The 26,324-nt window shown below is 72.2% G+C and carries 25 protein-coding genes; 8 read left to right on the top strand and 17 right to left on the bottom strand.

Annotated elements, in window-relative coordinates; genetic code table 11:
* Positions 1-234: 234 nt before the first annotated feature.
* On the bottom strand, positions 235-675 hold the full coding sequence (locus tag ACIA77_RS45830; RefSeq protein ID WP_395892478.1) for a PaaI family thioesterase: 441 nt from the start codon (positions 673-675) through the stop codon (positions 235-237).
* Positions 676-737: 62 nt separating this feature from the next.
* Here ACIA77_RS45830 and polA point away from each other — a divergent pair, with 62 nt between their 5' ends.
* The 3 genes from polA (at position 738) to ACIA77_RS45815 (ending at position 4,465) form a co-directional block, all read left to right on the top strand.
* Positions 738-3,476, top strand: coding sequence for a DNA polymerase I (polA, locus tag ACIA77_RS45825; protein ID WP_395892477.1), 2,739 nt, complete (start codon positions 738-740; stop codon positions 3,474-3,476).
* Positions 3,477-3,672: 196 nt separating this feature from the next.
* Positions 3,673-4,227 carry an EF-hand domain-containing protein gene (locus ACIA77_RS45820; RefSeq protein WP_395892476.1) on the top strand — a complete coding sequence of 185 codons (555 nt, stop codon included), beginning with the start codon at positions 3,673-3,675 and terminating at the stop codon, positions 4,225-4,227.
* A gap of 85 nt (positions 4,228-4,312) precedes the next feature.
* A complete protein-coding gene (locus tag ACIA77_RS45815; RefSeq protein WP_395892475.1) occupies positions 4,313-4,465 on the top strand; it encodes a hypothetical protein in 153 nt (50 codons plus the stop codon).
* Positions 4,466-4,753: 288 nt separating this feature from the next.
* Here the strand turns inward: ACIA77_RS45815 and ACIA77_RS45810 are convergent, their stop codons facing one another.
* From ACIA77_RS45810 to ACIA77_RS45785, 6 genes are all read right to left on the bottom strand, one after another.
* Entirely contained in the window at positions 4,754-5,581 is an 828-nt protein-coding gene (locus tag ACIA77_RS45810; RefSeq protein ID WP_395892506.1) for a DUF72 domain-containing protein, read from the bottom strand.
* Between the two features lie 319 nt (positions 5,582-5,900).
* On the bottom strand, positions 5,901-6,473 hold the full coding sequence (locus tag ACIA77_RS45805; RefSeq protein WP_395892474.1) for a TetR/AcrR family transcriptional regulator: 573 nt from the start codon (positions 6,471-6,473) through the stop codon (positions 5,901-5,903).
* Positions 6,470-8,395 carry a YhgE/Pip family protein gene (locus ACIA77_RS45800; protein ID WP_395892473.1) on the bottom strand — a complete coding sequence of 642 codons (1,926 nt, stop codon included), beginning with the start codon at positions 8,393-8,395 and terminating at the stop codon, positions 6,470-6,472. The genes ACIA77_RS45805 and ACIA77_RS45800 overlap by 4 nt, the downstream gene beginning before the upstream one ends.
* Positions 8,392-9,072, bottom strand: a complete 681-nt coding sequence (locus ACIA77_RS45795; RefSeq protein ID WP_395892472.1) for an ABC transporter ATP-binding protein — start codon at positions 9,070-9,072, stop codon at positions 8,392-8,394. Before ACIA77_RS45795 ends, ACIA77_RS45800 begins: the two co-directional genes overlap by 4 nt.
* Positions 9,073-9,203: 131 nt before the next feature.
* Complete coding sequence (locus ACIA77_RS45790) at positions 9,204-10,109, bottom strand: GNAT family N-acetyltransferase (RefSeq protein ID WP_395892471.1); 906 nt, start codon at positions 10,107-10,109, stop codon at positions 9,204-9,206.
* Between the two features lie 19 nt (positions 10,110-10,128).
* Complete coding sequence (locus tag ACIA77_RS45785) at positions 10,129-10,983, bottom strand: class I SAM-dependent methyltransferase (protein WP_395892470.1); 855 nt, start codon at positions 10,981-10,983, stop codon at positions 10,129-10,131.
* Positions 10,984-11,284: 301 nt separating this feature from the next.
* Between ACIA77_RS45785 and rpsA the strand changes: the two genes are divergently transcribed.
* A complete protein-coding gene (gene rpsA, locus ACIA77_RS45780; protein ID WP_395892469.1) occupies positions 11,285-12,775 on the top strand; it encodes a 30S ribosomal protein S1 in 1,491 nt (496 codons plus the stop codon).
* Positions 12,776-12,942: 167 nt separating this feature from the next.
* Here rpsA and ACIA77_RS45775 read toward each other — a convergent pair whose 3' ends face one another.
* The gene (locus tag ACIA77_RS45775; RefSeq protein ID WP_395892468.1) at positions 12,943-13,578 is read right to left on the bottom strand and encodes a TetR/AcrR family transcriptional regulator; all 636 of its coding nucleotides are present in this window, start codon (positions 13,576-13,578) and stop codon (positions 12,943-12,945) included.
* A gap of 214 nt (positions 13,579-13,792) precedes the next feature.
* Between ACIA77_RS45775 and ACIA77_RS45770 the strand changes: the two genes are divergently transcribed.
* Together ACIA77_RS45770 and ACIA77_RS45765 are read left to right on the top strand one after the other, a co-directional pair.
* Entirely contained in the window at positions 13,793-14,233 is a 441-nt protein-coding gene (locus ACIA77_RS45770) for an OsmC family protein (RefSeq protein ID WP_395892467.1), read from the top strand.
* A gap of 12 nt (positions 14,234-14,245) precedes the next feature.
* Positions 14,246-15,241, top strand: a complete 996-nt coding sequence (locus ACIA77_RS45765; protein ID WP_395892466.1) for a GlxA family transcriptional regulator — start codon at positions 14,246-14,248, stop codon at positions 15,239-15,241.
* A 70-nt stretch (positions 15,242-15,311) separates the two neighbouring features.
* On the opposite strand, the gene ACIA77_RS45760 is transcribed toward ACIA77_RS45765, so the two are convergent.
* Positions 15,312-15,527 carry a hypothetical protein gene (locus ACIA77_RS45760; RefSeq protein WP_395892465.1) on the bottom strand — a complete coding sequence of 72 codons (216 nt, stop codon included), beginning with the start codon at positions 15,525-15,527 and terminating at the stop codon, positions 15,312-15,314.
* 206 nt (positions 15,528-15,733) lie between these two features.
* Here ACIA77_RS45760 and coaE point away from each other — a divergent pair, with 206 nt between their 5' ends.
* Both coaE and thrS read left to right on the top strand, forming a co-directional pair.
* Entirely contained in the window at positions 15,734-16,921 is a 1,188-nt protein-coding gene (coaE, locus tag ACIA77_RS45755; RefSeq protein WP_395892464.1) for a dephospho-CoA kinase, read from the top strand.
* Between the two features lie 189 nt (positions 16,922-17,110).
* Positions 17,111-18,307 carry a threonine--tRNA ligase gene (gene thrS, locus ACIA77_RS45750; protein ID WP_395892463.1) on the top strand — a complete coding sequence of 399 codons (1,197 nt, stop codon included), beginning with the start codon at positions 17,111-17,113 and terminating at the stop codon, positions 18,305-18,307.
* 13 nt (positions 18,308-18,320) lie between these two features.
* Here thrS and ACIA77_RS45745 read toward each other — a convergent pair whose 3' ends face one another.
* The 8 genes from ACIA77_RS45745 to ACIA77_RS45710 form a co-directional block, all read right to left on the bottom strand.
* The gene (locus ACIA77_RS45745) at positions 18,321-18,896 is read right to left on the bottom strand and encodes an HD domain-containing protein (RefSeq protein ID WP_395892462.1); all 576 of its coding nucleotides are present in this window, start codon (positions 18,894-18,896) and stop codon (positions 18,321-18,323) included.
* 22 nt (positions 18,897-18,918) lie between these two features.
* Positions 18,919-19,545: a response regulator gene (locus ACIA77_RS45740; protein WP_395892461.1), complete on the bottom strand. Its 627-nt coding sequence runs from the start codon at positions 19,543-19,545 to the stop codon at positions 18,919-18,921.
* Positions 19,542-20,873 (bottom strand): sensor histidine kinase, encoded by a 1,332-nt coding sequence (locus ACIA77_RS45735; protein WP_395892460.1) that lies wholly within the window; start codon positions 20,871-20,873, stop codon positions 19,542-19,544. The genes ACIA77_RS45740 and ACIA77_RS45735 overlap by 4 nt, the downstream gene beginning before the upstream one ends.
* Positions 20,870-22,405: a glycosyltransferase family 39 protein gene (locus ACIA77_RS45730; RefSeq protein ID WP_395892459.1), complete on the bottom strand. Its 1,536-nt coding sequence runs from the start codon at positions 22,403-22,405 to the stop codon at positions 20,870-20,872. Before ACIA77_RS45730 ends, ACIA77_RS45735 begins: the two co-directional genes overlap by 4 nt.
* 93 nt (positions 22,406-22,498) lie before the next feature.
* Complete coding sequence (locus ACIA77_RS45725; protein WP_395892505.1) at positions 22,499-24,004, bottom strand: glycosyltransferase family 39 protein; 1,506 nt, start codon at positions 24,002-24,004, stop codon at positions 22,499-22,501.
* An 8-nt stretch (positions 24,005-24,012) separates the two neighbouring features.
* Positions 24,013-24,738 (bottom strand): ABC transporter permease, encoded by a 726-nt coding sequence (locus ACIA77_RS45720; protein WP_395892458.1) that lies wholly within the window; start codon positions 24,736-24,738, stop codon positions 24,013-24,015.
* 25 nt (positions 24,739-24,763) lie between these two features.
* On the bottom strand, positions 24,764-25,669 hold the full coding sequence (locus tag ACIA77_RS45715; RefSeq protein WP_395892457.1) for an ABC transporter ATP-binding protein: 906 nt from the start codon (positions 25,667-25,669) through the stop codon (positions 24,764-24,766).
* A 135-nt stretch (positions 25,670-25,804) separates the two neighbouring features.
* Complete coding sequence (locus ACIA77_RS45710; protein ID WP_395892456.1) at positions 25,805-26,320, bottom strand: DUF402 domain-containing protein; 516 nt, start codon at positions 26,318-26,320, stop codon at positions 25,805-25,807.
* Between the last annotated feature and the right edge of the window lie 4 nt (positions 26,321-26,324).

The following is a 26,324-nucleotide window of genomic DNA, read 5'->3' as shown; positions in this document are numbered from 1 at the left end:
GGGGCCGGTTCGCGTCGAAAGCCCTGCGACGGCGGGGGTTTGCTGGACCGCACACGCAGGGGAGGACGCGATGCGGATCGCCGGGCCCGAAGCTGTCGAGAGCGTGTTCGGGGTTCCGCCGGTTCGGCGGTCGCGCTGGAAGTGCCGGCGCGCGGAGACGTGCCGATCGAGGCCAGGCGCGGTGGTGCGGCTGGCGCTCGTCATCGGGCGCAACGAGCGCGTGTACGACGTCGCCTACCGGGCCGGGGGCCGGTCCCGCACGACGCAGGTCAGGCGGGCGGTGCAGGTGCGCCGGCCCTCGTCGTCGGTCAGCACGATCTCGGCGGTGATCGTGCCGCGCCCGACGTGCAGCGGTGTGGCGACCGCGGTGACGGTGCCCGAGCGCACCGCGCGGTGGTGCGTGCACGACAGCTCGAGACCCATCGAGGCGCGGTCCGGCCCCGCGTTGAGCCCGGCGACCACGGAGCCGAGGGCTTCGGCGATCGTCGCGTTGGCGCCGCCGTGCAGCAGGCCGTAGGGCTGGAGGTTGCCCTCGACGGGGATCGTGCCGACGACGCGCTCGGGCGAGGCCTCGATGATCTTCAGCCCGATCTTGTCGTTGAGCTGCTGGTCGGCGGCCGCGGGGTCGATTCCCACGAAGGTGCCCAGCTCGATTTCGCCGGCCTGCTCCGTCACGCAACGCTCCTCAACCTATGCGACCCGTAAGAGTGTCGGACCCTCACCTTAGACTCGGCCCCGTGAGCCCGAGTGAGAACCGAACCGTAGCGAACACCACAGCCGCCACCACCACGGCCGAGCGGCCGAAACTGCTGCTCATCGACGGCCATTCGATGGCCTACCGCGCCTTCTTCGCGCTGCCCGCGGAGAACTTCAAGACGAAGACCGGGCAGGTCACCAACGCGGTGTTCGGCTTCACCTCGATGCTCATCAACCTGCTGCGCGACGAGGAGCCCACCCACCTCGCGGTGGCGTTCGACCTCTCGCGCAAGACCTTCCGGTCGGAGACCTTCGCCGACTACAAGGCCAACCGCAGCACCACGCCCGACGAGTTCCGCGGCCAGGTCGACCTGGTCAAAGAGGTGCTCGACGTGCTGGGCATCCCGTCGCTCACGAAGGAGAACTTCGAGGCCGACGACATCATCGCCACCCTCACCACGCAGGCGGGCGAGAACTTCGACGTGCTCATCTGCACCGGCGACCGCGACGCGCTGCAGCTGGTCAACGACCACGTCACGGTGCTCTACCCGAAGCGCGGCGTGTCCGACCTGGTGCGGTTCACCCCGGAGGCCGTCGAGGAGAAGTACGGGCTCACACCGAGCCAGTACCCCGACTTCGCGGCGCTGCGCGGCGACCCGTCGGACAACCTGCCGGGCATCCCGGGGGTGGGCGAGAAGACGGCCGCGAAGTGGATCCGGCAGTTCGGCACGCTGGCGGACCTCATCGACCGCGTCGACGAGGTCAAGGGCAAGGTCGGTGACGCGCTGCGCGAGCACCTCACCGCGGTCACCCTCAACCGGCAGCTCACCGAACTGGTCCGCGACGTGCCGCTCGACGCGGTGCCCGACCAGCTCGAGCTGCGGCCGTGGGACCGCGAGGCCGTGCACCACCTGTTCGACGAGCTGGAGTTCCGCGTGCTGCGCGACCGGCTCTTCGCCACGCTGAGCAGCGCCGAGCCGGAGGCCGAGGAGGGCTTCGACGTCTCGGGCGGCGCGGTCGAGCCGGGCAAGCTGGGTGAGTGGCTGACCGCGCACGCCGGCGAGGGCGCGCCGGTGGCGCTGGCGTTCCGCGCCACCGGGGCGTCGATCCGCTCGGACCTGCGGGCGCTGGCGTTCGCGGCGCCCGACGGCGAAGGGGCGTACGTCGACGTCACGGCGATGGACGAGGCCGACGACGCCGCGCTGGCCGCGTGGCTCGCCGACGAGAAGGTGCGCAAGATCGGCCACGACCTCAAGGTGGCGCTGCACGCGGTGCGCGCCCGCGGCTGGACGCTCGCGGGCCTCGTCATGGACACCGCGCTCGCGGCCTACCTCGCGCGCCCGGGCCAGCGGACGTTCGAGCTCGACGACCTCGCGCTGCGCTACCTGCACCGCGAGCTGCGCTCGGAAGCCGGCGAGGGCGACGGCCAGCTGTCACTGCTCGACGGGGGAGCCGAGGGGCTCGAGCAGCAGGAGATGCAGCAGGAACTGGTCAAGGCGCGCGCGATCTTCGAACTCGCCGACGCGCTGGCCAAGGAGCTCGAGCAGCTGGGCGGCGCCCGCTTGCTCGCCGAGCTGGAACTGCCACTGCTCGAGGTCATCACGGAGCTGGAGGCGGCGGGCATCGCCGTCGACGTCGAGCAGCTGACCGAGCTGGAGGCGCACTACCTCAGCCGGGTCACGCAGGCGGCCGAAGAGGCGTACAAGGTGATCGGCAAGCAGATCAACCTGGGCTCGCCGAAGCAGCTGCAGGTCGTGCTGTTCGAAGAGCTCGGCATGCCGAAGACCAAGCGCACCAAGACCGGCTACACCACCGACGCCGAGGCGCTGCAGAGCCTGTTCGAGAAGACCGAGCACCCGTTCCTGCAGCACATGCTGGAGCACCGCGACGCCACCCGGCTGCGCACCACCGTCGAGGGCCTCATCAAGTCGGTCGCCGACGACGGCCGCATCCACACCACGCTGCAGCAGACGATCGCGGCCACGGGGCGCCTGTCGTCGGTCGACCCGAACCTGCAGAACATCCCGGTGCGCACGGAGGAAGGCCGGCGCATCCGCGACGCGTTCGTGGTCGGCGAGGGGTACGCCGAGCTGATGACCGCGGACTACAGCCAGATCGAGATGCGGATCATGGCGCACCTGTCGCAGGACGACGGGCTGATCGAAGCCTTCAACAGCGGTGAGGACCTGCACACGTTCGTCGCCTCGCGCGCGTTTTCCGTGCCGGGTGAGGAGATCACGCCGGAGCAGCGCTACCGCGTGAAGGCGATGTCGTACGGCCTGGCCTACGGGCTGTCGGCCTACGGGCTCTCGCAGCAGCTGCGCATTTCGACCGAAGACGCGAAGGCGCAGATGGAGGCGTACTTCAACCGCTTCGGCGGGGTGCGCGACTACCTCCAGTCGGTCGTGGGCGAAGCCGCGAAGACCGGGTACACCGAAACGATCTTCGGCCGTCGCCGTTACCTGCCGGACCTCAACAGCGACAACCGGCAGCGCCGCGAGATGGCCGAGCGCATGGCGCTCAACGCGCCGATCCAGGGCAGCGCGGCCGACATCATCAAGGTCGCGATGCTCAACGTGCACCGTGCGCTGGTCGAGGCGAAGCTGCGCAGCCGCGTGCTGCTGCAGGTGCACGACGAACTCGTGCTCGAGGTCGCCGAGGGTGAGCGCGCGGAGGTCGAGAAGCTCGTGCGCGAGGGCATGGGTTCGGCTCACGACCTCGCGGTGCCGCTGGAGGTTTCGGTCGGGTACGGCCGTTCGTGGAACGAAGCCGCGCACTGACGGATCGCGTTCGCCGCACCGGCTCCTTCCCCGGCCGGGAGGGAGCCGTTGCGGCTACTTCGCGTCACTGCGGAAATCACCGGGTCGTGGCCGCGCCCGACCCGGGTGCCGGTGCAGGTGATCTTCAAGCGCGACAACGCTGAGCTTCGCCCACGTGGTCCCCGGCCAAGGGGGACCCGCGAAAGGACGGCGAACGATGGCGAGCGAACTGCAGAGACGCAAGATCACCACCGTGTTCGATGCGATGGACGTCGACGGCGACGGATTCCTCACCGAGTCCGACTTCCAGGCCCTCACCGACCGCTGGACCCACACCCGCGGCCTGGCCCCGGGTTCGCCGGAGGCGCGGCGGCTCACCGAGATCATGATGGGCTGGTGGACCACGCTGCTCGCCGCGTCCGACATCGACCGCGACGACAAGGTGACGCTGGACGAGGTCCTGCTCGTGGTGGACCAGCTGGGGGACATGCCCGGCGCGGTGCGCGCGACGGCCTCGGCGATGTTCGAGGCCGTCGACGAGAACGGCGACGGGCGCATCTCCCGCGAGGAGTACCGCCGGCTGATCGAGACCTGGAACGGCACGGCGACCGACACCGACACGGTGTTCCCCGTACTGGACCTCGACGGCGACGGTTACGTGTCCGCCGCCGAGTTCACCGAGCACTGGGTCGAGTTCTGGGCGGGGGACGACGCGGCCGCGCCGGGCACGTGGGTGTTCGGCCGGTTCGAGCTGCCGCTGGCCGCCCGCTGACGGCCCGCGCGCCGCGGCCCGCCGCCACTGGTGGCCGCGGCGCGCGGCCGGGTCGGGTCCGGTTCGCGCCGGTTGGGGAAGCTCGATGCACCAGATCGCACCTACCGGGACGGCACAGCCTGCGCCGCGCCAGGACGATCGCCGCGCCCTCGACAGCACCTTCTTCGGCCCGGCGCAGGCTGATCTCGGCCGCGAGCCGCGCCGGGCGGCCGGTGTGCGGGCGGCGTCGAGCGGGTGACCGCGCTGGTGGCGGTGGGGCCGGTTTCGGTGTCGGCTGGGCTTTTCTTCGTTCGGGTTCGGGGCGGAGCTGAGCCGGGGCTGCTGTGTGTCGCTCGGGCGGCGGCCGCGCGCTGCCGAACGGGTGGCGGAGCGGGGCCGGCAAGCGCCCTTTTCCCTGCCGGGTCGGGATTTCTCCAGTCCGGTAGCGCAGCTGCAGTCCGATGTCATGCCCGCCGCCAGGAACGGTGCGCTCGCAGGATCGGCGTCGGGCGAGCTCCCGGGTGTCCGATGTGGACTGTGAAGCGGGTCAGAACAACGTCGGTGGTTCGGCCGGGATCGGCTCGGTGAGCGGCTCGACCTGCGGAACGCGGGCCCGCACGTCGTCGTGGAAGCGGCGGGCGAGTGCCAGCGCGTCGGCGTTGTCCGGGGTGTGGATGAACACCGTCGGGGAGCGGCCTTCGCGCAGCCAGCCGACCACGGTGTCGGCCCACGGGTGCCAGCCCTCGGCGGTCTGTTCGGCGTCGTCGCGGCCGATGTAGCGGACCACGGGGTTCGCGGTCAGCGCGTGGAGCCGGCGGGGCATGCGTGGTTTCTTCGCCCACGCCTCCTGTTCGGCCTCGCTGCGCGGCGGCGTCGCGAACAGCACGGTCGTGTCGAACGTGATCCACTCGGCGCCGATGCCGCCGAGGACGCGCTCTAGCCACTGGACCGCCCGCGCGTTCTCGAAGAACGCGCGGTGCCGCACCTCGATCGCGTACCGGTGCTCGCGCGGCAACCGCCGCAGGAAGCTCGCGAGCGTGCCGAGGTGCTCCGGCGAGAACGACGGCGGAAGCTGGATCCAGAGGGTGTGGCTGCGCTCCGCCAGCGGCTCCACCGCCGTCAGGAAGGCCTTGAGCGGCACGTCGACGTCGCCGAGAGCCCGCTCGTGCGTGATGGTCTTCGGCAGCTTGAGCACGAAGCGGAAGTCCGCCGGCGTCTGCTCGGCCCAGGTCTCGACCGTGGCCCGGGACGGTGTCGCGTAGAACGTCGTGTTGCCCTCGACCGCGTTGCACCACGTCGCGTACGCCCGGAGCCGTTCGCGCGGGGCCAGGGGGTGCGGCAGGTAGCGCCCCTGCCAAGGGCCGTGCGTCCACATCGCGCAGCCGACGTGGAGTTTCATGCGAGCGAGCCTAGCGGGTCCCCCGCAGCGGAACGGGCGTACGGCGCTGTGGCCGTGGTGGGCCGTCGACGGTGATTCACCCGGGTCACCCGCCCACTCAGCGGTACCCGCGTCACCGCCGCCTCACTTAGCGTGACAGGGCAGGTGTCGATCGATAGCGGAGGACCGAGAGATGATCAAGCGGCTCTTCAAGTTCGTCATGCGCCACGGCTGCTGCTCGGCGTGCACCGGCAAGGGCTGCGGCTGCTGCGCCAACTGCGGCTGACCGCAGCGCGGGAACGGGGGCTCGGTCGCCTCAGCCGCGGCCGAGGCCCCGGATCAGCACCATCACCGAATCACGCACTTCGGCCCGCGAGCGGGTGGGCTGGAAGACCTGCCAGTCGAGCGCGACGACCAGCATCGTGCCGAACAGGCCGGCCGCAGCGGTCTCGATGGCGACGCCGTCGGGCAGGCGGCCCGCCTCGGCCAGCCGGTGCAGCTGGCCCTTCACGATCGAGATGATCTCCTCGCGCAGCAGCGCCAGCGTGTCGTGCCACCGGCCCGGTGTGCGCCACAGCTCGCTCACCACGATCTGCGAGAACCCCGGGTACTCGGCGATGAACTCGAGCGTCGTGTCGACCTGCGCCTCGATCACGGCGAGCGGGTCGTCGTCGGTCACGGCCGCGCGCAGGCGCCCGGCGAGCAGGTCGACGCCGAAGCGCAGCAGGCTGTCGACCAGCCCGTCCTTGGACCCGAAGTTGTAGTACACCGTGCCCTTGGCGACGCCCGCCTCGGTCGCGATCTCGTCCACCGTCAGCCCCACGAGGCCCCTGCTGGCCGAAAGCCGCAGGGTCGCCTCGAAGAGCTTCCGCTTGGTCGTCTCCCTCACAGGCTCAGCTCGGGCTTCAGCGCGGACACCGACCACACGCGGTGCTTGCGGGCGGCGAGGGTCGACAGCACGATCCCGCCGGCGAGGTAGGCCAGCAGCACCCCGACGTCCCCGAGGATCTGCAGCGACGCGCCGCTGTAGAGCAGGTGCCGGAAACCGTCGATCGCGTAGCCCATCGGCAGCACCACGTGCAGCGGGTAGAGCGCGTCGGGGATCGTCTGCCACGGGAAGGTACCGCCCGCGCTCACCAGCTGCAGCACCAGCAGCACGAGCCCGAGGAACTTGCCCACCGCGCCGAAGAACGCGTTGAGCGCGTGCACGACCGACGTGAACGCCAGCGACACGAGGACCGCGAACCCGATCGCGCCCAGCGGGTGCGCGATGTGGATGCCCACCAGCCACGTGACCGCCGCGAACAGCACGATCACCTGCGCGATGCCCAGCACAGCCGACGAGAGCCAGCCGCCGAGCGCCACGCGCAGCGGGGCCGCGCCCGCGGTGAGCGCCCGCGTCGACAGCGGCCGGATCAGCAGGAACAGCACGAACGCGCCGATCCACGTCGCCAGCGAGATGAAGAACGGGGCCAGGCCCGCGCCGTACGTCCCGGCGGACGCGACGCCGTTGGACGTCACCGCGACCGGGTCGGCGATCGTGTTCGCCGTGGCGGTGCGGGTCGGGTCGTCGGGGTTGGGGATCTGCGACAGCCCGGCCGCCAGCCCGTCGCGCAGCTGGGCCGCGCCGCTCGCGAGCTGGTCGGTACCCGTGACCGCGGTCTTCTCGCCGTCGTTCAGCTTCGCCGCGCCGTCGCGCAGCTGGCCGGCGCCGTCGGACGCCTGCGCGATCCCGCTCGACAGCTGGGGCGCGGCCGCGGCCAGCTGGTGCGCGCCGTCCGAGACCTGGCGCGCGCCGCTCGCCAGCTTCGCGAGGTCGCCGTTGGCCGATTGGATCTTCGTGTTCGCCTGGTCGACGGGGGAGCGCAGCTGGTCGAGCCGCGCGAGCAGGTCGTTCACCTGGCTGTCGGACAGCCCCGCGTTGTGCAGGTCGGTGTTCAGCTGCGTGCGGTAACCGTCGAGGCGGCCTTGCAGGTCCGACGAGGCGGACGCCGCGAGCGAGGCCGCGTCGGCGACTTTCTGGTTCCCGTCGGCGACCTGGCCCGCGCCGCTCGCGAGCTGTTGCGTCTGGCTCGGCAGCTGCGCGGTGCTCGATTCGAGGGTGTCGAGGCCGGTGGCGAGCGAGCTCGATCCGGTGGCCAGCTGACTCGCGCCGTCGGCGAGCTGGTGCTGGCCGGTCTGCAGCTGCGCGGCGCCGTCGGCGAGCTGTTTCGCGCCGTTGGCCGCGTCGGACACCTTGCCGTAGATCGTGGAGAAGCCGACGAGGAACCGGTCGGCCGCCTCGCCGCCCACCTTCTCGGCGATCGTCTTGCGCACCTGGTCGGCCACCTGCTTCGCGATCGTGCCCGCGAGGTAGTTGTTGGCGTCGTTGGTGGTCAGCGTGATCGTCGCCTGCTGCGGCGTGAAGGTGCCGGACGAGAGCAGCGCGGCCGAGAAGTCGCGCGGGATCCCGATGGCGAAGGAGTACTTGTCGTCGCGCACGCCGTCGCGAGCGTCCTTTTCGGACACTTCGTGCCACTGGAAGGTGCCCGACTTCACGAGTTCGCCGGTCACCTCACGGCCGACGTTGCGCGTCGCCCCCGTCGAGTCCTTCGCGCCGGCGTCGGAGGTGAACACGGCGGCGGGCAGCTTGTCGAGGCGGCCGTAGGGGTCGTAGTTCGCGTACAGGTAGAAGGACGCGTAGAGCAGCGGCACCAGCACGAGCGCACCGAGTGCCAGCTTCGGCAGCGTGCCGGCCGAGAGCCGGCGCAGCTCGTTGCGCGCGATGCGGAACGCGTTGAGCCCGCCGGCGCGCTTGTCGGGGGAGGTCATGCCAGGTCTCCTTCGGCACTGAGCGCGCTGCTTTCTTCGACGCCGGCGAGCAGGCGCACCGGTCCGGGTTGCGCGGTCGACCCGATGCGGGCCGGCGGGTGGGGCAGGGCGGCGGCCGGCGTCGTCGCGGTCAGCACCGCGATCGCCAGTCCGCGCTTCGCGTGGTCTTCGGCGACGGCCGTCCACGTCTCGACGTGGCTCGTGTGCCGGTCGGGGGTGTCGAGCACGAGCACGCGCACGCCGGTGCGCTCGGCGGCCAGTTCGGCGAGCAGCCGCGTCCGCAGCGCGGGCTCCAGGTTCTCGAACCGCGTGCCGGCGAAGGGTGCGGCGTCGTGCCCGGTGAGCCAGCGCTGCACGTCCTCCTTGCCGGCGGGCCGGTGCGCCAGCGCGAGTTCCTCGCCCGCGACCACGCGCAGGGCGAGCGCCTCGTCGGGCTCGCTGACGCCGGGGGCGTCGACCACGGCGACGAGGTCGCGCAGCAGGCCGGGCACGTCGGCGGTCACGGTGCCGGTGGACGGCTTGACGCGGCCGGCGAGCGCCAGTGCGAGCGCGGTGATCCCGACGCCCGGCTCGCCGTGGACCAGCGTCACGCAGCCGTCCTCGACCGCGAGCGAGGTGGGTGGCAACAGTGTGCCGTGGGGCCCCTCCAGGGACACCCGGTCGGCTCGTACCTGCACGGCGAACTCTCCAGCGTGGTTGAACCCGGCACTTTTGAACTGACCGGTCAGTGCAAAAACTAGCGCAGTTGATCACCGGAGGGCAAGGCGGGTGGTCGCACGTCACACGACCGGGTTGCCCTTTGTGCGGGTCAGCGCAGCGCGGACGCCGGGTGCGCTTCCCAGGATGTCCACAGTGGACGATAGCCCTGCCGGTGCCAGAACACCGACGAGAGCGGGTTCATCGGGTTGTAGTAGAGGTACGCGCCGACCACACCCGGGCGCAGCAGTTCGCGGTGCACGTGGGCCATGAGTGCGCGGCCGACCCCGTTGCCGCGGTGCCCGGGGGCGGTCACGACGTTGTTCACGTACGCCCACAGTCCCGGTGGCAGCAGCTCCGCGGCGTCGGTGTCCGGTGCCGAGTGCACCCAGGCGCACTGCGCGAGCGCCACGGTCTCGCCGTCGGCCTCGGCCAGCCACGTGGCCGGTTCGTCGAGCGCGCGGCGCAGCGCCGGGGCCAGCAGTTCGGCGGTCTGCTCGCGGCGGCGGTGCGCGACCAGCCCCGTGTAGTCGAACGTCGCCGCGCAGAGCGCCAGCACCTCGTCGAAGTCGGCGGGGCCGGCGAGGCGCACGGTGACGCCGTCGCGGTCCGGCTCCGCGGGGGATGGCGGCGTGGTGCGCACCGCCAGCGCGGACATCGGGGCGAGCCCGTGGTCGAGGAACGCGCGGATCGCCTCGGCGTCGCGGCTCGGCCAGTTGACCACGCACGCCGAGTCGGCACCGGGCGGCTCACCGTCCACGAGGGACCGCAGTTCGCCGAGCAGGAGGTCGAAGCCCTCGGTGCCCGGGGTGTCCGCGGCGGGGAAGAGCTGCCACACCTGCGCGGCCGACCACAGCAGGGGAGTGTCACCCGGGCCGTGCCGGTGGCGCTGCACCACGCCGGACACGCGCACGCCGCCGGTCGTCACCGCGGACACGCGCTCGCCGGCGGCGGCCGGCGCGGGCGGCGGCAGCAGCGGGTCGAGCGCGGCGAAGCGCGCCGGTTCGGTCGTGGCCACGAAACCGCAGCGTAGCCGCTCAGGCGCGGCGGGTGCGGAAGATCGCCGTACCGGGGAAGAGCTTGCCGCGCAACGGGCTCCACTGGCCCCACGTCCGGGTGTGCCCCTCCGGCCACTCCGGCTCCAGCAGGTCCTCCAGCGCGAACCCGGTCGCGGCGAGCGCGCGCACGTAGTCGCCGACCGTGCGGTGGTACTCGACGTAGGTGGCCGTGCCGTCGTCGTCGACCTCCACGTAGGGCGTGCGGTCGAAGTACGGCTGCGTGACCGTGAGCCCCTGCGGGCCCGGGTCGTCGGGGAAGATCCAGCGCATCGGGTGCGTCACCGAGAACACCCACGGCGAACCGGGCCGCAGCACGCGGTGCACCTCGGCGAACACCGTCGCGACCGACGGCACGAACGGCAGCGCGCCGAACGCGGAGCACGCGGCGTCGAAGCTGCCCGGCGCGAACGGCAGGTGCTCGGCGTTGGCCTGCACGAGCGGTACGGCGACACCGGTGCGCTCGTTGCCCTCGCGCGCGTGGCGCAGCATCCCGCCCGAAAGGTCGGTCGCGACGGCGTCGGCGCCGGCCGCGGTGAGCCAGCGCGAGCACGCCGCCTGGCCGCAGCCGACCTCGAGCACGCGCCGCCCGCGGACGTCGCCGAGCAGGTGCGCGTCGGCCTCCCGCACGCCCTCCGGGCACCAGACGAAGTCGGCGTCGCCGAGGAAATCGCCGTGGGTGGCCTGGTAGTCGTCGGCGTCGGCGTCCCACCACGCGAGGTTGGCGGCCGCCGCTTCTTCGCCGCCTACCGCGCGGTACGCGACGCCGGACGTGCCGAGCCGCTGCTCGGCGCGCGCGTGGCGGTCCGCCTCGGGCGCGGCCGAGGGCTGGGACATGCGGGGCCTCCCGGGAATGCGGGCACCGGTGGAAACGTTGCGAGAAGGGTACCGGGGGCCGTGGGGACCCTGATTGTGTGCCCTACCGGAGCCCGCGTACGATGACTGTTAGCGCAGTGGGTTCGCGCTGCCCGGGTCGTCACTGCCGGGGCCGCGCACCGTTTGCGGGTCGTGCCGCGGTCGTTCCCTGGTGGACGTTTGCCCGACGTTGGTTCGTGGGGTTCGTCGCATGTCTCGTCTTGCAGCCTGCCGCGTCGCCAACTGCACACCTACGATCCCATCCACCGGAGCAACCCGCCTAATGACCACCGACACCGCCACCGCCCCGACCGCCCCCGCCGGCCCGCAGCAGGTCGCCATCAACGATATCGGGTCGGAGGAAGACTTCCTCGCGGCGATCGACAAGACGATCAAGTACTTCAACGATGGCGACATCGTCGAAGGCACGATCGTCAAGGTCGACCGCGACGAGGTCCTGCTCGACATCGGGTACAAGACCGAGGGTGTCATCCCCTCGCGTGAGCTGAGCATCAAGCACGATGTCGACCCGGCTGAGGTTGTCTCCGTGGGCGATGAGGTCGAAGCCCTCGTTCTCCAGAAGGAGGACAAGGAAGGCCGCCTGATCCTGTCCAAGAAGCGCGCCCAGTACGAGCGCGCGTGGGGCACGATCGAAGAGCTCAAGGAGAAGGACGAGCCCGTCAAGGGCACCGTCATCGAGGTCGTCAAGGGTGGCCTCATCCTCGACATCGGCCTCCGCGGCTTCCTGCCCGCCTCGCTCGTCGAGATGCGCCGCGTGCGCGACCTGCAGCCGTACGTCGGCCGCGAGCTCGAGGCGAAGATCATCGAGCTGGACAAGAACCGCAACAACGTGGTCCTGTCCCGCCGCGCCTACCTCGAGCAGACGCAGTCCGAGGTCCGCAGCGAGTTCCTCAACAACCTCGCCAAGGGCCAGGTCCGCAAGGGCGTGGTCTCGTCCATCGTCAACTTCGGTGCCTTCGTGGACCTGGGTGGCGTCGACGGCCTCGTGCACGTGTCCGAGCTGTCCTGGAAGCACATCGACCACCCGTCCGAGGTCGTCGAGGTCGGCCAGGAGGTCACGGTCGAGGTCCTGGACGTCGACATGGACCGCGAGCGCGTCTCGCTGTCGCTGAAGGCGACCCAGGAAGACCCGTGGCGCCAGTTCGCCCGCACCCACGCGATCGGCCAGATCGTGCCGGGCAAGGTCACCAAGCTCGTCCCGTTCGGTGCGTTCGTGCGCGTCGAGGAGGGCATCGAGGGCCTGGTGCACATCTCCGAGCTGGCCGAGCGCCACGTGGAGATCCCGGAGCAGGTCGTCCAGGTCAACGGCGACGTCATGGTCAAGGTCATCGACATCGACCTCGAGCGCCGTCGCATCTCGCTGTCGCTGAAGCAGGCCAACGAGGGCGTCACGCCGGACACCGAGTTCGACCCGACCCAGTACGGCATGGCCGCCGAGTACGACGCCGAGGGCAACTACATCTACCCCGAAGGCTTCGACCCGGACACCCAGGAGTGGCAGGAAGGCTTCGACAAGCAGCGCGAGGAGTGGGAGCGGCAGTACGCCGAGGCCCACACGCGCTACGAGGCCCACATGGCCCAGGTCAAGAAGGCCGCCGAGGCCGACGCGGAAGCCGCCGCCGACGCCGCGACCGGCGTCGAGGGTGGCGACCAGACCTACACCTCCGCTCCGGCCGAGGCCAAGAGCGGCGGCACGCTGGCCAGCGACGAGCAGCTCGCGGCTCTGCGCGAGAAGCTCTCCGGTGGTGCGTGAGCTCCGCTGCTCCCGGTGCTGATCACTGAGCACTGAACGTCGAGCGAACACCGCGGCCCCGGTCCAGTTCGGACCGGGGCCGCGGTGTTTTTCGTTTCGGGGCGGCGGGTTTCGCGCTGCGGCCAGCCAGCTGTGCCGCGCGGAGGTCGAGACCGCGCCGGCCGGGGTCAGTTGTGGAGGCCGAGGCCGGTGATCATCGACAGCACACCCGTGCGGTAGACCGCTTCGTTGGCCTCGTCGGTCGGTTCGATGAACCAGTCGTCGAGCGGGGTCTGCGAGCGGATCGTGAGCTCGACGCTGACGAGCCCGTGCATCGACGTCCACAGCAGGTAGCCGTACCGGCGCGCGTCGGCGGCCGGGTCACTGCTGATGCGGCGGATCTTGCCGACGAACATGGCGAACGTGGTCCGCAGGACGGCTGTGCGCAGAGCCGGGTCGGGGTCGTAGTCGTGGACCGACCGCTCGAACATCATCGCGTAGCGCGCGGGGCTCTCGAGCGCGAAGCGGCGGTACGCGAGGGCGACCTCGAGCAGGTCGGCGACACCGTCGTCGGATTCGGGCGGGACGTCGAGGAGCTGTTCGCGCAGCAGGTCGAACGCGCGCTCGTACAGCGCGTCGAGCAACCCGGTGCGGCCGCCGAAGCGCGTGTAGACGGTGATGGTCGACGCCCCGGCCGCTTCGGCCACGCCGCGCACGGTCAGGCCGCCGACACCCCGGTCGGTGAGCACCGCCAGTGCGGCGTCGAGGAACCGTCCGCGGTTGTGCTGCTCGGCCGGCTGCGTCGACAGATGGCGGGTGGCCACGTCCCTTACCCCCTTCGCCCGTGCCGCGCAGGACAGGTCCGCGTCTCGCCTGCCGAAGATACGATATTCGGGCGCGCTTGGGAACTTCGCCAGGCGGCCGGATCTGTGGGATCTTCGTCTTGTGGACCTCACCACGGCTCGGCATGGCTTCGTCCACAAACGACGTTCGCACAAGTAGACCGACCACCGAGCAAGCGAGCAGGAGGCAAACCGGATGACCCAGCCGGAACCGGGCACCGTCGTCGTCAGCGAGGCGGGCACCGGCCGCTACACGCAGCACGTCACCGCGGGCGGGTTCGAGTTCACCGTCGACGAGCCCGTCTCCGTGGGCGGTGACGGCAGCGGTCCCACGCCGTACGACTTCCTGCTCGGCGCGCTGGGTTCGTGCACCGCGATCACGCTGCGGATGTACGCCGACCGCAAGAACATCCCGCTGGCCAACGTGAACATCCGGCTGAAGCACGATCGCATCCACGCCCGCGACTGCGAGCGCTGCGACACCGAGGTCGGCATGGTCAGCCGCATCACGCGCGAGATCGAACTCGAGGGTGACCTCGACGACGAGCAGCGCGCGAAGCTGCTCGAGATCGCGGACAAGTGCCCGGTGCACCGTACGCTGGAGCACCAGATCGACGTGCAGACGAAACTGGTCTGAAGGAGCTTTCGGATGGGTCAGGGTGTGCGGTCCGAGCGGGTCGTGGTCGTGGTCTACGACTCGGTGCGGCTGCTCGACGTCACCGGGCCGCTCGAGGTCTTCGGCATGGCCAACGAGCACGGCGCGAGCTACGAGCTGCTGACCGCGTCGCCCGGCGGCACCGACGTCCGGACCACCACCGGCACCCGCCTCGGCGCCGACGTCGCACTCGAAGAGGTCGACGTCGAGGGCGGCACGCTCATCGTGCCCGGCGGCCCGGACTGGCAGCGCACGGTGACCGACGAGCACCTGCTCGCCCAGGTCCGCCGCCTGTCGCACCAGGCCCGCCGCACGGCGTCGGTCTGCGCGGGCGCCTTCACCCTCGCGGCGGCGGGCCTGCTGGAGGGCCGCCGCGCGGCCACGCACTGGGAACTCGCCGACCAGCTCGCCCGCCGCTACCCGGGGGTCGAAGTCGACTGCGAAGCGATCTTCGTGCGCGACGGCTCGGTGATCTCCTCGGCCGGCGTCACCTCGGGCATCGACCTGTCGCTGGCTCTCGTCGAAGAGGACCTCGGCTCTGCCGCCGCGCGGCTCGTCGCCAAGCACCTCGTGGTGTTCCTGCAACGCCCCGGCGGCCAGTCGCAGTTCAGCGTGCGGCTCGCGGCGCAGCCGTCGCGCAACGACCTGCTGCGCCGGCTCATGGACCGCATCACCGCCGATCCGGCTGCGGACCACAGCCTCTCCCTCCTGGCCGACGACGCGGGGGTCAGCGTCCGGCACCTCACGCGGCTGTTCCGCGAACAGCTCGGCACCTCGGTGGCGCGCTTCGTCGAAAGCACCCGCCTCGAAGCCGCCCGGCAGCTGCTGGAGAGTGGTTCGGACCCGCTCGACGTGGTCGCCCGCCGCACGGGTTTCGGCTCCGCGGAAACGCTGCGACGGGTCTTCGCGCGCGAAATCGGCATCCCACCGAGCGCCTACCGCGCCCGCTTCCGCACGAGTGCCCCGGCACTGGCCGGCGCGGGTCGCTAGCCGGCGTCGCCCGCCGTGAGGTGCGGGCCCGCTCCGCGCCGGAGTGAGGTCACAGCCCAGGACGGCAACCTCAGGAAGCCGACACCGCCGGCACCCAGATGCGTTCGAGGGCCGCGGCGCGAGCGCGGCGGCGCAGGCCGGCGAAGCTGTGCTGGGCGGGTACGAGCAGGGCGCTGAGCCACGTGCGCCGGTATTCGGCGAGGGCGTCCGCCACCTGGCGGAAGGCAACGCAGTGCACCAGGCCCGGCGTTCCGAGCCGGTGCTTACCGACGTGCTTTTCCGCCATGGTTCCTCCGTGTGGGCGACCCTTCCGCCGCGCACGGTACGCACTCGACTCGGCAATTCGGCGTAGCCGGGACGGCGTGTCACCCGGATCAGTGGGAAAAGTCCTTGACGTTTCGACGGTGGGTGTGCGCGTACTCGTGCGAGTGCACGTGCAGGGCTGTGACGTCCCCTGATCGGGTGGCGGCGAGGTCTGGTTAGGGTGGCCCCATGCTGCGAGTGGGCTTGACGGGCGGGATCGGCGCGGGGAAATCGACGGTGGCGAGCCGGTTCGCCGAGCACGGGGCCGTGCTCGTGGACTCCGACCGGATCGCGCGTGAGGTCGTGGAGCCGGGCACGCCGGGGCTGGCGGCGATCGTCGAGGCGTTCGGTGAGGACGTGCTGGCGCCCGACGGCTCGCTGGACCGGCCGGAGCTCGCCGCGAAGGCGTTCGCGGACGAGGAGTCGCGCAAGCGCCTCAACGGGATCGTCCACCCGCTCGTGGGCAAGCGCACCGCCGAGCTGATGGCCGAGGCGGCCGACGACGCGGTGATCGTGCACGACATCCCGCTGCTCGTCGAAGGCAACCTCGCCCCCGCCTACCACCTCGTGGTGATCGTCGACGCGCCCGTGGAGGTGCGCGTGCGGCGGCTCGTCGAGGTGCGCGGCATGGCGGAGGCCGACGCGCGCTCGCGGATCCGCGCGCAGGCCAGCGAAGAGCAGCGCCGCGCGGTCGCCGACGTCTGGCTCGACAACGGCGGCGCGCAGGACGCCGTGCTCGCCGAGGTCGACGCGCTCTGGGCCGACCGGCTCGTGCCGTACGAGGCGAACCTGCGGCTGCGCAAACCGCGCCCGCCGATGTCGCCGGTGATCGCGCCGTACGACGGGAGCTGGCCGCTGCAGGCCGAACGCCGCCTGGCGCGGGTGCGGCAGGTCGCGGGGGAGCGGCTGGTGCGCGCCGATCACATCGGTTCGACGTCCGTGCCCGGGCTGCCCGCCAAGGACATCCTCGACCTGCAGCTCACCGTTGCCACGCTCGCCGACGCCGACGCGCTGTCCGAAGCCCTCGCGGACGCCGGGTTCCCGCGCCTGGACGGCGACTGGTGGGACGATCCGCAGGACGGCTCCGCCACCCCGTGGCCCAAGCGCTTCCACGTCGGCGCGGACCCGAAGCGCGCGGTGAACCTGCACGTCCGCTCCACCGAAACGCCGGCGTGGCGGCTCGCGTTGCTGTTCCGCGACTGGATCCGCGCGCACCCGGCCGAGCGCGACGCGTACGCGGCGGTGAAGACGGAGCTGGCACGCGAACACGAGGCCGACGGGACCGTCGCGGAGTACGCCGACGCCAAGCAGAGCTGGGTCAACGCCGCGTTCAAGCGCGCGGAGGCCTGGGCCGCGGACACGTCCTGGCGGCCGTAAAACCACGTGCCCGTCTGCGGTGCCCGCTGTTACCGTCACGGGCATGCAGCGCTCACTCGGCACGACGACGCCGGACACCGTCCCGGCGCGCTGAGAACTGAGCGGAAGAGCCCCGGGGTGGCCACCCCGGGGCTTCGTCGTACGACGGGGTTTCCCGGGCCGCCGCCTCGCCGTCCCGAGGAGGAACCCGTGCCCGACCACCGCAGGATCGGCCGTGAACTCGGCTTGTTCGGCAGCGACCCGCTGATGGGTGCCGGTCTGCCGTACCTGCTGCCCGACGGCGCCGTCGTGCGCCACGAGCTGGAGGAGTACGTGCGCGCCGTCGAGCGGCGCGCGGGCTACCGGCACGTGTGCTCACCGGTGCTCGGCAAACGCGAGCTGTACGAGATCTCCGGTCACTGGGCCCACTACCGCGACGACATGTTCCCGCCCATGGACGTCGGCGGCGAGCAGTTCGTGCTGCGGCCGAGCCTCTGCCCGCACCACGCGCTGATCTACCGCTCCCGCGGGCACAGCTACCGCGAGCTGCCGCTGCGGATCGCCGAGCTGGGCGGGATGTACCGCGCCGAGCTGTCAGGTGTGCTCGGCGGGCTGAGCCGCGTGCGCGCGATCCAGCTCAACGACGCCCACGTTTTCTGCCGGCTCGACCAGGTCGCGGCCGAGGTCCGGGCGGCGCTCGAGCTGATCCGCCGGGTCCACGCCGACCTCGGCCTGCGGCCCGCGCGCTACCGGTTGTCCCTGGCCGGCGAAGGCGACTACGCCGGCTCCGCCGACCACTGGGCCCTCGCGCAGGCAATGCTCGTCGAGGCGCTCGACGGGTTCGACTACGACGTGGCGCCCGGCGAAGCAGCGTTCTACGGGCCGAAGATCGACGTCCAGGTCGCCGACAGCGCGGGGCGCTCGGTGAGCCTGTCCACCGTCCAGGTCGACTTCCACCAGCCCGAGCGGTTCGACCTCCGCTACGTCGGCGCCGACGGCGCCCGGCACCGCCCGGTGCTGGTGCACCGCAGCCTGCTCGGCAGTGTCGAACGCGCGATGGCGCAGCTGCTCGAGGAGCACGGCGGTGTGCTCCCGCCGTGGCTCGCGCCGGTGCAGGTCGCGGTGCTGCCGGTCTCCGGCGCCGAACTGCCGGCGGCCGAAGCCGTGCTGCGCTGGTGTGCCGAAGCCGGGTTGCGGGCCGAACTGGCGGCGGACGGCAGCCTCGGCGCGCGCATCCGCCACGCGCGGTTCGTGCCGTACCAGCTCGTCGTCGGCGAGCGGGAAGCCGGGTCGGACCTCGTCGCTCCCCGGCTGCGCGACGGCCGGCACCTGGATCCGTTGCCGGCCAAGGAGTTCGTGGCCGCGGCGGCCGACCGGGTGGCGGCTCGCGGGGCGGTGCTGTGGTGAGTGCGGGGCCGGCTCAGCCGAGCGGGTTGGCGGCGAGCCTCGTCCCGATCCCGCTCGCCACCGCCTGTCCCGCCGCGCTGTCCGGTTTGCGAGCCGCCTGGTCTTCGAAGCACGTCAGGAATTGCGCGCCGAAGTCGAGGCGCGGGTAGCGGGCCAGCACCTCGGCCCGGGTTTCGGCCGGGAACTCCTCCGGCCGGTGCCCGGAGACGTCCCAGCTCGTGGCGACCTGGAGCAGGTGGGATTCGGCGTCCGCGGCGGCCGCGACGTCGGGACGCATGTGCAGGACGATGATCTCCTCGGCGCGCGCGGCCCGTTCCGCGGGCCAGCCCGCCGCGACGCCGAAGACCCACGCCAGGTGGCCGCTCGCGTCCTCGAACGCCAGGCGGTGGTTGTCGAACTCGCGCGTCAGCCCGAGGTCGTGCAGCAGGGCCGCCACGTAGTACAGCTCGTCGTCGAACCCGATGCCGTGGGCGGCGGCGTAGTGAGTGCCCCACAGGTACGCGCGGACGGAGTGGTTGAGCAGCGCCGGCGAGCAATAGCGTGTGGCCACGGTCAGCGCCGCCGCGGCGGCAGGCGTCTCGGGGAACATGCCGCTCAGCCAATCACAGCCGTCACGAACCGAGCAGTCCCCGTTCGAACGCCACGGCTACGGCGGCGGCGCGGTCCTTCACGCCGAGCTTCGCGTACGCGTGGATCAGGTGCGTCTTCACCGTCGCCTCGCTGATGAAGAGCTTCTTCGCCGCGTCCTTGTTCGTGGAGCCGCGCGCGACTAGCGTGAGCACCTCGATCTCCCGTTGCGACAACGGTTCCTTCGCCGGCGCGCGCACCTGCCCCATGAGCCGGCTCGCGACGGCGGGGGAGAGCACCGCCTCGCCACGCGACGCCGCCCGTACGGCGCGGAACAGCTCTTCGCGCGGCGCGTCCTTGAGCAGGTACCCGGTGGCGCCGGCTTCGATCGCGGGAAGCACGTCGGAGTCGGTGTCGTACGTCGTCAGCACCAGCACGCGGGCCGGGTTGCCGAGGCGCGCGAGCTCGGTGATGGCGCTGACGCCGTCGGAGCCCGGCATGCGCAGGTCCATCAGCACCACGTCGGGTTTGAGCGACTCGGCGAGGGTGACCGCCTCGGCGCCGTTCGCGGCTTCGCCGAGCACGTCGAAGCCGTGTTCGCCGGTGAAGATGCCGCGCAGGCCGTCGCGGACGATGGGGTGGTCGTCGGCGATGAGCAGCGTGACGGTCATGCGGACGCCCCCTCGTTCTCGATCCCGGCCAGTGTCGCAGCCGGCACGGCGGGCAGGTTCACCGAGATCGCCGTGCCGCCACCGGGTTCCGACTCCACGTGCAGCGTGCCCGCGAGCCGCTGCACGCGGCTGCGCATGCCGGGCAGCCCGAACCCGCCTTCGCTCGGCGGCGGGTTCTCGGGGTCGAACCCGACGCCGTCGTCGCGCACGTCGAGCGTGACCTCGTCGCCCATGTACGACAACGTGAGCCCGGCCCGCCCGGCCCGCGCGTGTTTGGCCACATTGGACAGTGCTTCCTGCGTGATCCGCAGCAGCGTCGCCTCGAGCTCGGGGTGCAGGGGCACGGGCGTGCCCGTGGCCGAGAACGCGGCCGGGACGCCGGTGCGTTCGCTCCACAGCCGCGCGACCTCGGCGAGCGCGTCGGGCAGCGTCGCGGCTTCGAGCGGTTCCGGGCGCAACGCGTGGACGGACCGCCGCGCCGCCGTGAGGTTCTCGCGCGCGAGCGCGGTCGCGGTGTCGACGTGCCGCCGCCACTCGGCCGGGTCGTCCTGGGCCTGCGCCGCCGCTTCGAGCTGCGTGATGATGCCGGTGAAGCCCTGCGCGAGCGTGTCGTGGATCTCCTGGCTCAGCCGCTGGCGCTCGTCGAGCACCCCGGCTTCCCGCGCCTGGGTGAGCAGCTGCCGCTGCAGGCCGCGGTTTTCGGCCTCCGCGGCGGCGAGCTGGTCGAGCATGCGCTTGCGTTCGGCGCTCTGGCGCCCCACGGCCGCGAACACCGCGCCGCCGCCACCGATCCCGGCGGTCTGCACGACCACGAGCGTCACCCAGATCGCCGGGGCCGTGGCGAGCGCGTGGATCGGCCCGCCGTTCGCGACGGTGTTGATCAGCAGCGACGTGATGGCCACGCCGACGATCGCCGCCGCCATCGGCCGCATCCGCATGGCCGCGAAGAACCCGTGCACCATGAAGATCAGGAAGTAGGTCTCCCTGGCCTCGAGCACCGAGCCGAAGCTCACGATGCCGGCGAAGGCGAGCGCGGCGAACGCGCCGTGCTCGCGCACCCGCGCGCTCGGCACGAGGGTGGTCAGCACGAGCCACACCGCGGCGCCCGCCGCGAGGACGAGGGTGGTGAGCCGGTGCGCGGGCGTCTGGTCCCCGCGCAGCGCGCTCAGCAGCGTCGGCACGGCCAGCAGCACGAACGGGACCGTCGTCTCCGCGCGTGAGAACCACCAGTGCCACCGCGGGGGCGGATCGGCGTGGCGCTTCGCCACGGGCGGCAGCAGCGAGCCCCGCCAGTCGACCTTCACGTCCCGCGGGGCGCCGAGTCTCATGCCTTCAGGTCCTTCTGCTGCGGCCAGAGCACCGACCAGGTTTCGGTGCGGCCGGTGAGCAGCCAGATCGGCAGGTGCTCGCTCGCGTTGGGCACACCCAGGTGGTTCTCCACCCTGCCGATGATCCGCGCGGAACGGAAGTGCGGCGCCAGGTTCGCCGGATCCGCACCCACGAAGAGCACCGCGTCGGCGGAATCGGCGGGCCGCCCGAAGTACCAGAGCCCGCGGCTGCCGCTGTAGGCCTCCGGCAGGCCGAACTCCGGGCCGTAGCGGTCGAGCGCGCCCCCGGCCCAGTAGCCGGCCGTGATGAGCGCGGTGTGCGAGCGTTCCTCGGGCGGCAGCAGCCGGTAGACCCCGGCGACGGACTCGGCGAGGTCCGGCCAGCCGACCTCTTCGGTGGCGTACGCCGGATGCGGCGCTTCGGGATGTTCCACCAGCCACTGCACCGGCCACACCGGCAGCGCGTACGGCAGGCTGTAGAGCGCCGACAGGACGAACACCGGCCACGTCGGCACCCACCGCCACCACAGCGCGAGCCGCCGGCCCTCCAGGTGCACGGCCGCGGCGGCCCACAGGATCGGGAACATCCCGGCGGCGTAGTAGAACCGGCCGTTGGCCACGAGGAACAGCGCGACGACACCGATCGTCGTCCAGCCCAGGAACCGGTACGGCCGCAACCCCGGAGCACCCAGCAGCACGCCGAGGCCGTAGAGCACCCCGAGCGCGCCGATCACGAGACCCGCGCCCGCGAGCAGGGCCGGCAGGAACCCCGCGCGGCCACCGGCTTCGGTGACCTCGCGCGCCACCGCGTCGCCCATGCCCAGCTGCGGCCAGCCGTTGAACGACTGCCACCCGAGCGTCGGCACGCACGCGAGCGCCGCGATCCCCGCACCCGCCCACAGCTTCGGCCGGCGCAGCAGTTCGCGCGGGCCGAAGACGAGCGCGGTGACCGCGGTGATCGCCCAGAACGCGCCGATGAGGAACTTGACGTTGAGCCCGACGGCCGTCACGACGCCGAGCCACAGCAGCAGGTTGTCGTCGCGCGTGCGCAGCCACCGCACGAGCAGCCACAGCACGAGCGTCCAGAACAGGGGGTCGATCGTCGACGTCGCGAGGTAGTGGCCGCTGCCCACGAACTGCCCGCAGATCGCGTACGCGGCGGCCGCGCGCGTCTGCGCCTTGCGGCCGCCGCCGAGTTCGCGGGCGATCAACGCGGTCACCACGACCGCGGCGGCCGTCGCGAGGATCGCCGGGACCCGGAACGCGACGAGTGAACCGGGGGCGATCGTGTCCGCGAGGCGGGCCAGCAGCGGCAGTACCGGCGGCTGGTCGGCGTAACCCCAGGCCAGGTGCTTGCCCGCGGCGAGGAAGTAGAGCTCGTCGCCGAAGTAGCCGTAGCGGCCGGCCGTGGCCAGCAGCACCGCCGCGGTGCCGGCCGCGAGCAGCGCCACGGGCCGCCGGGCGAACTCCGCGACGGCCCCGGCAGCGCCGTGCCGGCTGGTCGCTGGTCCGGCCGTGGTCACGGCTTCCATCGTGCTCCCTGTCCGCTGTTCGGGCCCGCTCCGCGGCACCCTACGGGCCGGCCCGGGCGCCACCAGGTCGGGTGTGGCGCCGGGCACACCGGCTCAGTTGTGCGTGTTCACCAGCGTCGGCCAGAGCTGCGCCCACGGCTGCAGGCGGCCGCTCGCGAGCCACAGCGGGGTCCCGTTCGCGACGCTGGGCAGCGCCCCCGCGGTGTCCACCCGCCCGACCGGCCGGAGGTCGGCGAAGTGGCCGAGCAGCGGGCGCGGATCCTCGCCGACCCACAGCGCGTCGGTGTCGGAATCCGGCGGCACGACCAGCGTCGCGTACCCGCGGTTCGGGCTCGCCGGCTCGGGCAGCCCGAGCGGGCGGCCGTAGTGGTCGAGCGCGCTCGCGGACCAGTAGGACTCGCCGACGAGCGCGGTGTGCGCCGGATCGGGCAGCTTCGCGAACGTCCCGGCCACCGACCGCGCGGCCTCGGGCCAGCCGATCTCGGCGAACGCGAACGACGGCGAGGGCAGCCCCGGGTGCTCGGCGAGCCACGACTGCGGCCACACCGGCAGGGACACGGGCAGGACCAGCACCGCCGCCAGCGCGTAAACGGGCCAGGTCGCGAGCCAGCGCCACCACCGCGCGGCTCGCCCGCCCTCCAGCTCGACCGCGGCGGCGGCCCAGCACGGGGCGAACATCCCGGCGATGTAGTACGACCGGCCGTCGACCGCGACGAACACGACCGCGAGTCCGAGCGTCGCCCACGCCAGGAAGCGGTACGGGCGCAGGTGTTCCGCGCGCAGCAGGCGCCAGAGGCCGTAGCACAGCAGCACCACACCGACGGGGAGCCCGGCCACGATCAGCGCGGACGGCAGCCACAGGAGCCGCCCGCCCCACGTCTGGTCGACCTCCGCCGCGATCGCCGCGCCCATCCCGAGCTGGGGCCAGCCGTGCGCGGCCTGCCAGATCAGCGTCGGCACGAGGGCGGCGACCGCGATGGCCGCGCCGAGCCACAGCTTCGGGCGGCGCAGCAGCTCGCGCGGTCCGAAGACGAGCAACGCGACGCCGGCGACCAGCCAGAAGCCGCCGATCAGGAATTTCACGTACAACGCCACGGCGGTGACCACGCCGGCCCACAGCAGCAGGCCGTCGCGGCGGGTGCGGATCCAGCGGGCGAGCAGCCAGATCACGCCGGCCCACAGGACCGGATCCAACGTCGAGGTCGCCAGGTAGTGGCCGCCGGCGACGACCTGCGTCGCCACCGCGGACGTCGCCGCGGTGAGCACCTGGGCTTTCGCCCGGCCGCCGAACTCGCGGGCGATGAGCGCCGCGAGCACGACCGCGGCGACCGTGGCCAGGATCGCCGGGATCCGCACCGCGAACACGGATCCGGGCGCGAGCCAGTCCATCAGGCGGGCCAGCAGCGGCAACACCGGCGGCTGGTCGACGTACCCCCACGACAGGTGCCCTCCGGCGGCGAGGAAGTACAGCTCGTCGCCCATGTAGCCGTAGCGGTTCGCGGTCAGCAGCAGCGCCACGCCGAGCAGCGCGGCGATCGAGCCCACCGGCACGAGGGCGAACGGGCCGGCCGTGCGCGGGGCGGCCGCCCGGGTCGTCACGCTCACGGTCACTCCCACCGGAAGGCCCGGGCCGCCACGACCGAGCAGACCAGGGCGAACGCGGCGAGAGAGCCGACCTGCAGCAGCTCCGGCGCGTGGCCGGCGGCTGCCTCGCGCAGGCCGTTGATGGTCGCGCCGAGCGGCAGGACGTCGGCCACGTGCTGCAGCACCGGCGGCAGCTGCTCCTTCGGCACCCAGACCCCGCCGAGCGCGAGCATCGGGAAGAACGCGGCGGCGCCGATGCCGCTGGCCGCGCGGTTGGTCGGCGCCAGTGCCGCGATCAGCGCGCCGACCGAGAACAGCGCGAGCGCGCCGAGCAGCACCACGGCCGCGAACCAGCCGAGGTTCGCCGGCAGCGCCATGCCGAGCGCGATCCTGCCCACCCCCACGACGAGCAGGATCGCGACCGCGGCGGCGGCCAGGTTCACGAGCAGCTGCGTGGCCAGCAGCCGGCCCGGCGGCACCGGGCTCGCCGACAGGCGTTTGAGCACACCCTTCTCGCGGTAGGTGGCCACGGCGGCCGGGAACAGCATCACGGCGAGCATCCCGATCAGGATCGCCACGGCCATCGGCGCGATCAGCGTGGGCAGCGCGGCGTGCCCGCCGAGCTCGGCGCTCGGCTTGTTCGTGCCCGGCATGAGGCCGAACACGAGCACGAGCGCGAGCGGGATGCCGAGCGCCGTGATGGGCGCACCCGGGTCGCGCAGGAACAGCTTCGCCTCGACGGCGGTCATCTTCCCCAGCATTTTCCTTGCCCCCTCAGTCCATCTTCTTGCCGGTCAGCGCGACGAACGCGTCGTCGAGGCTGGCTTGGTCCACGCGCAGGTCCCCGGCGATGACCTGGCGGCGGGCGAGGAACGACGTGACGGTCTGCAGCGCGGCGCCGCGGCCCGTGACCACGAGCTGCGCGCCGTGGCGCTCGACCTTGAACACGTCGGGCAGCCCCGAGAGCTCGCCGACGTCGACCGGCGCCGACGGGCGGAACCGGATGCGCTGCTCGTCGCCGACCCTGCGGACCAGGCCGGCGGGGGTGTCGATGGCCGCGACGCGGCCCGCGTCGATCACGGCGATCCGGTCGCAGAGGCGCTCGGCTTCCTCCATGAAGTGCGTGACCAGCACGACCGTCACGCCCTCCGCGCGCACGGCCTCGACGAGGTCCCAGGTGTCGCGGCGGGCCTGCGGGTCCAGGCCCGTGGTCAGCTCGTCGAGCACCGCGATCTCGGGGCTGCCGACGAGCGCGAGCGCGATCGACAGGCGCTGCTGCTGGCCACCCGAAAGCTTCCTGTACTGGGTCGAGCGCTGGTCTGTCAGCCCCAGCAGGCCGAGCAGCCGCCCGGGGTCCGCGGGCTCGCGGTAGAAGGACGAGTACAGCTCCAGCGCCTCGGCCACGCGCAGCCGGTCGGGCAGCCGGCTCTCCTGCAGCTGCACGCCCACCCGCTGGCGCAGCTCGGCGCGGTCGCGGCGCGAGTCGAGCCCGAGCACCGTGCACGTGCCGCCGTCGGGCGCCCGCAGGCCCTCGAGGCATTCGACCGTCGTCGTCTTGCCCGCGCCGTTCGGGCCGAGGATCCCGAAGATCTCCCCCCGCTCGACGGTGAACGACACGTCGTCCACCGCCACTTTCCCGCCGTAGGCCTTGTGGAGGTGCTGGACCTCGATCACCGGCATGTCCGCCGTCCCCTCTCGTTCACCACGTTCCGGTCGTGAACGAGAGTCCCGCGCGCAGGGGGTCCGGCGGATCGCCGGAACGGCCACACCCGCCATCCACCACGAGGCGGCGGCCATCCACCGATCGGTGGATGGCTAGTGGCGGCGCCAGGTCACGGCGATGTCCTTTGTGGACAGCCAGGCACCGAGGTCGTAGCCGTTCGAGGACAGGCCGTCCACGGTGGCGTAGGCGGTTTCCAGCGCGTACTTGCCTTCGGTGGCGGGCAGCAACCCGGCCGCGACAGCGGCCAGCAGCTCGTCGATGTCGATCACGCGCACGGAGGACTTGTCCTTGAGCACGAGGTCGACGTAGAGGTCGGTGGCGAACCAGCGGGGGCCTTCGCGGCGCACGCGGACCACGTCGAGGTAGAAGTCCTGGTCGCGTTCGTGGCCGGGGGTGAACCAGAAGTCGGTGATGCGCAGGCCGAGGTCCGGCAGCAGCCAGGATTCGAGGTAGTGGAACTGCTCGCGCCCGGGCGTCGGCCGCGCGAGGTAGAGGCCGAACGGCTCCTGGCGGAACTCCTCCACCTGCCGCACGACGCCCTTGTTGTCCACGTTGACGCCGGCGGCCGGGTCGAAGCTCTCCACCTTCGGCGGGTGCACGTCGGTCATCCGC

This window comes from Amycolatopsis sp. NPDC051903 (assembly GCF_044452505.1).
Classification (GTDB): domain Bacteria; phylum Actinomycetota; class Actinomycetes; order Mycobacteriales; family Pseudonocardiaceae; genus Amycolatopsis.
This window is presented reverse-complemented; position numbering and strand designations above follow the sequence as displayed.

Coding starts and splice junctions, on each gene's coding strand:
- ACIA77_RS45820 (WP_395892476.1), top strand. CDS start 3,673: ATGGCGAGCGAACTGCAGAGACGCAAGATCACCACCGTGTTCGATGCG.
- ACIA77_RS45815 (WP_395892475.1), top strand. CDS start 4,313: ATGCACCAGATCGCACCTACCGGGACGGCACAGCCTGCGCCGCGCCAG.
- ACIA77_RS45810 (WP_395892506.1), bottom strand. CDS start 5,581: ATGTGGACGCACGGCCCTTGGCAGGGGCGCTACCTGCCGCACCCCCTG.
- ACIA77_RS45800 (WP_395892473.1), bottom strand. CDS start 8,395: ATGACCTCCCCCGACAAGCGCGCCGGCGGGCTCAACGCGTTCCGCATC.
- ACIA77_RS45785 (WP_395892470.1), bottom strand. CDS start 10,983: ATGTCCCAGCCCTCGGCCGCGCCCGAGGCGGACCGCCACGCGCGCGCC.
- rpsA (WP_395892469.1), top strand. CDS start 11,285: ATGACCACCGACACCGCCACCGCCCCGACCGCCCCCGCCGGCCCGCAG.
- ACIA77_RS45770 (WP_395892467.1), top strand. CDS start 13,793: ATGACCCAGCCGGAACCGGGCACCGTCGTCGTCAGCGAGGCGGGCACC.
- ACIA77_RS45765 (WP_395892466.1), top strand. CDS start 14,246: ATGGGTCAGGGTGTGCGGTCCGAGCGGGTCGTGGTCGTGGTCTACGAC.
- ACIA77_RS45760 (WP_395892465.1), bottom strand. CDS start 15,527: ATGGCGGAAAAGCACGTCGGTAAGCACCGGCTCGGAACGCCGGGCCTG.
- coaE (WP_395892464.1), top strand. CDS start 15,734: ATGCTGCGAGTGGGCTTGACGGGCGGGATCGGCGCGGGGAAATCGACG.
- ACIA77_RS45745 (WP_395892462.1), bottom strand. CDS start 18,896: ATGTTCCCCGAGACGCCTGCCGCCGCGGCGGCGCTGACCGTGGCCACA.
- ACIA77_RS45740 (WP_395892461.1), bottom strand. CDS start 19,545: ATGACCGTCACGCTGCTCATCGCCGACGACCACCCCATCGTCCGCGAC.
- ACIA77_RS45735 (WP_395892460.1), bottom strand. CDS start 20,873: ATGAGACTCGGCGCCCCGCGGGACGTGAAGGTCGACTGGCGGGGCTCG.
- ACIA77_RS45730 (WP_395892459.1), bottom strand. CDS start 22,405: ATGGAAGCCGTGACCACGGCCGGACCAGCGACCAGCCGGCACGGCGCT.
- ACIA77_RS45720 (WP_395892458.1), bottom strand. CDS start 24,738: ATGACCGCCGTCGAGGCGAAGCTGTTCCTGCGCGACCCGGGTGCGCCC.
- ACIA77_RS45715 (WP_395892457.1), bottom strand. CDS start 25,669: ATGCCGGTGATCGAGGTCCAGCACCTCCACAAGGCCTACGGCGGGAAA.
- ACIA77_RS45710 (WP_395892456.1), bottom strand. CDS start 26,320: ATGACCGACGTGCACCCGCCGAAGGTGGAGAGCTTCGACCCGGCCGCC.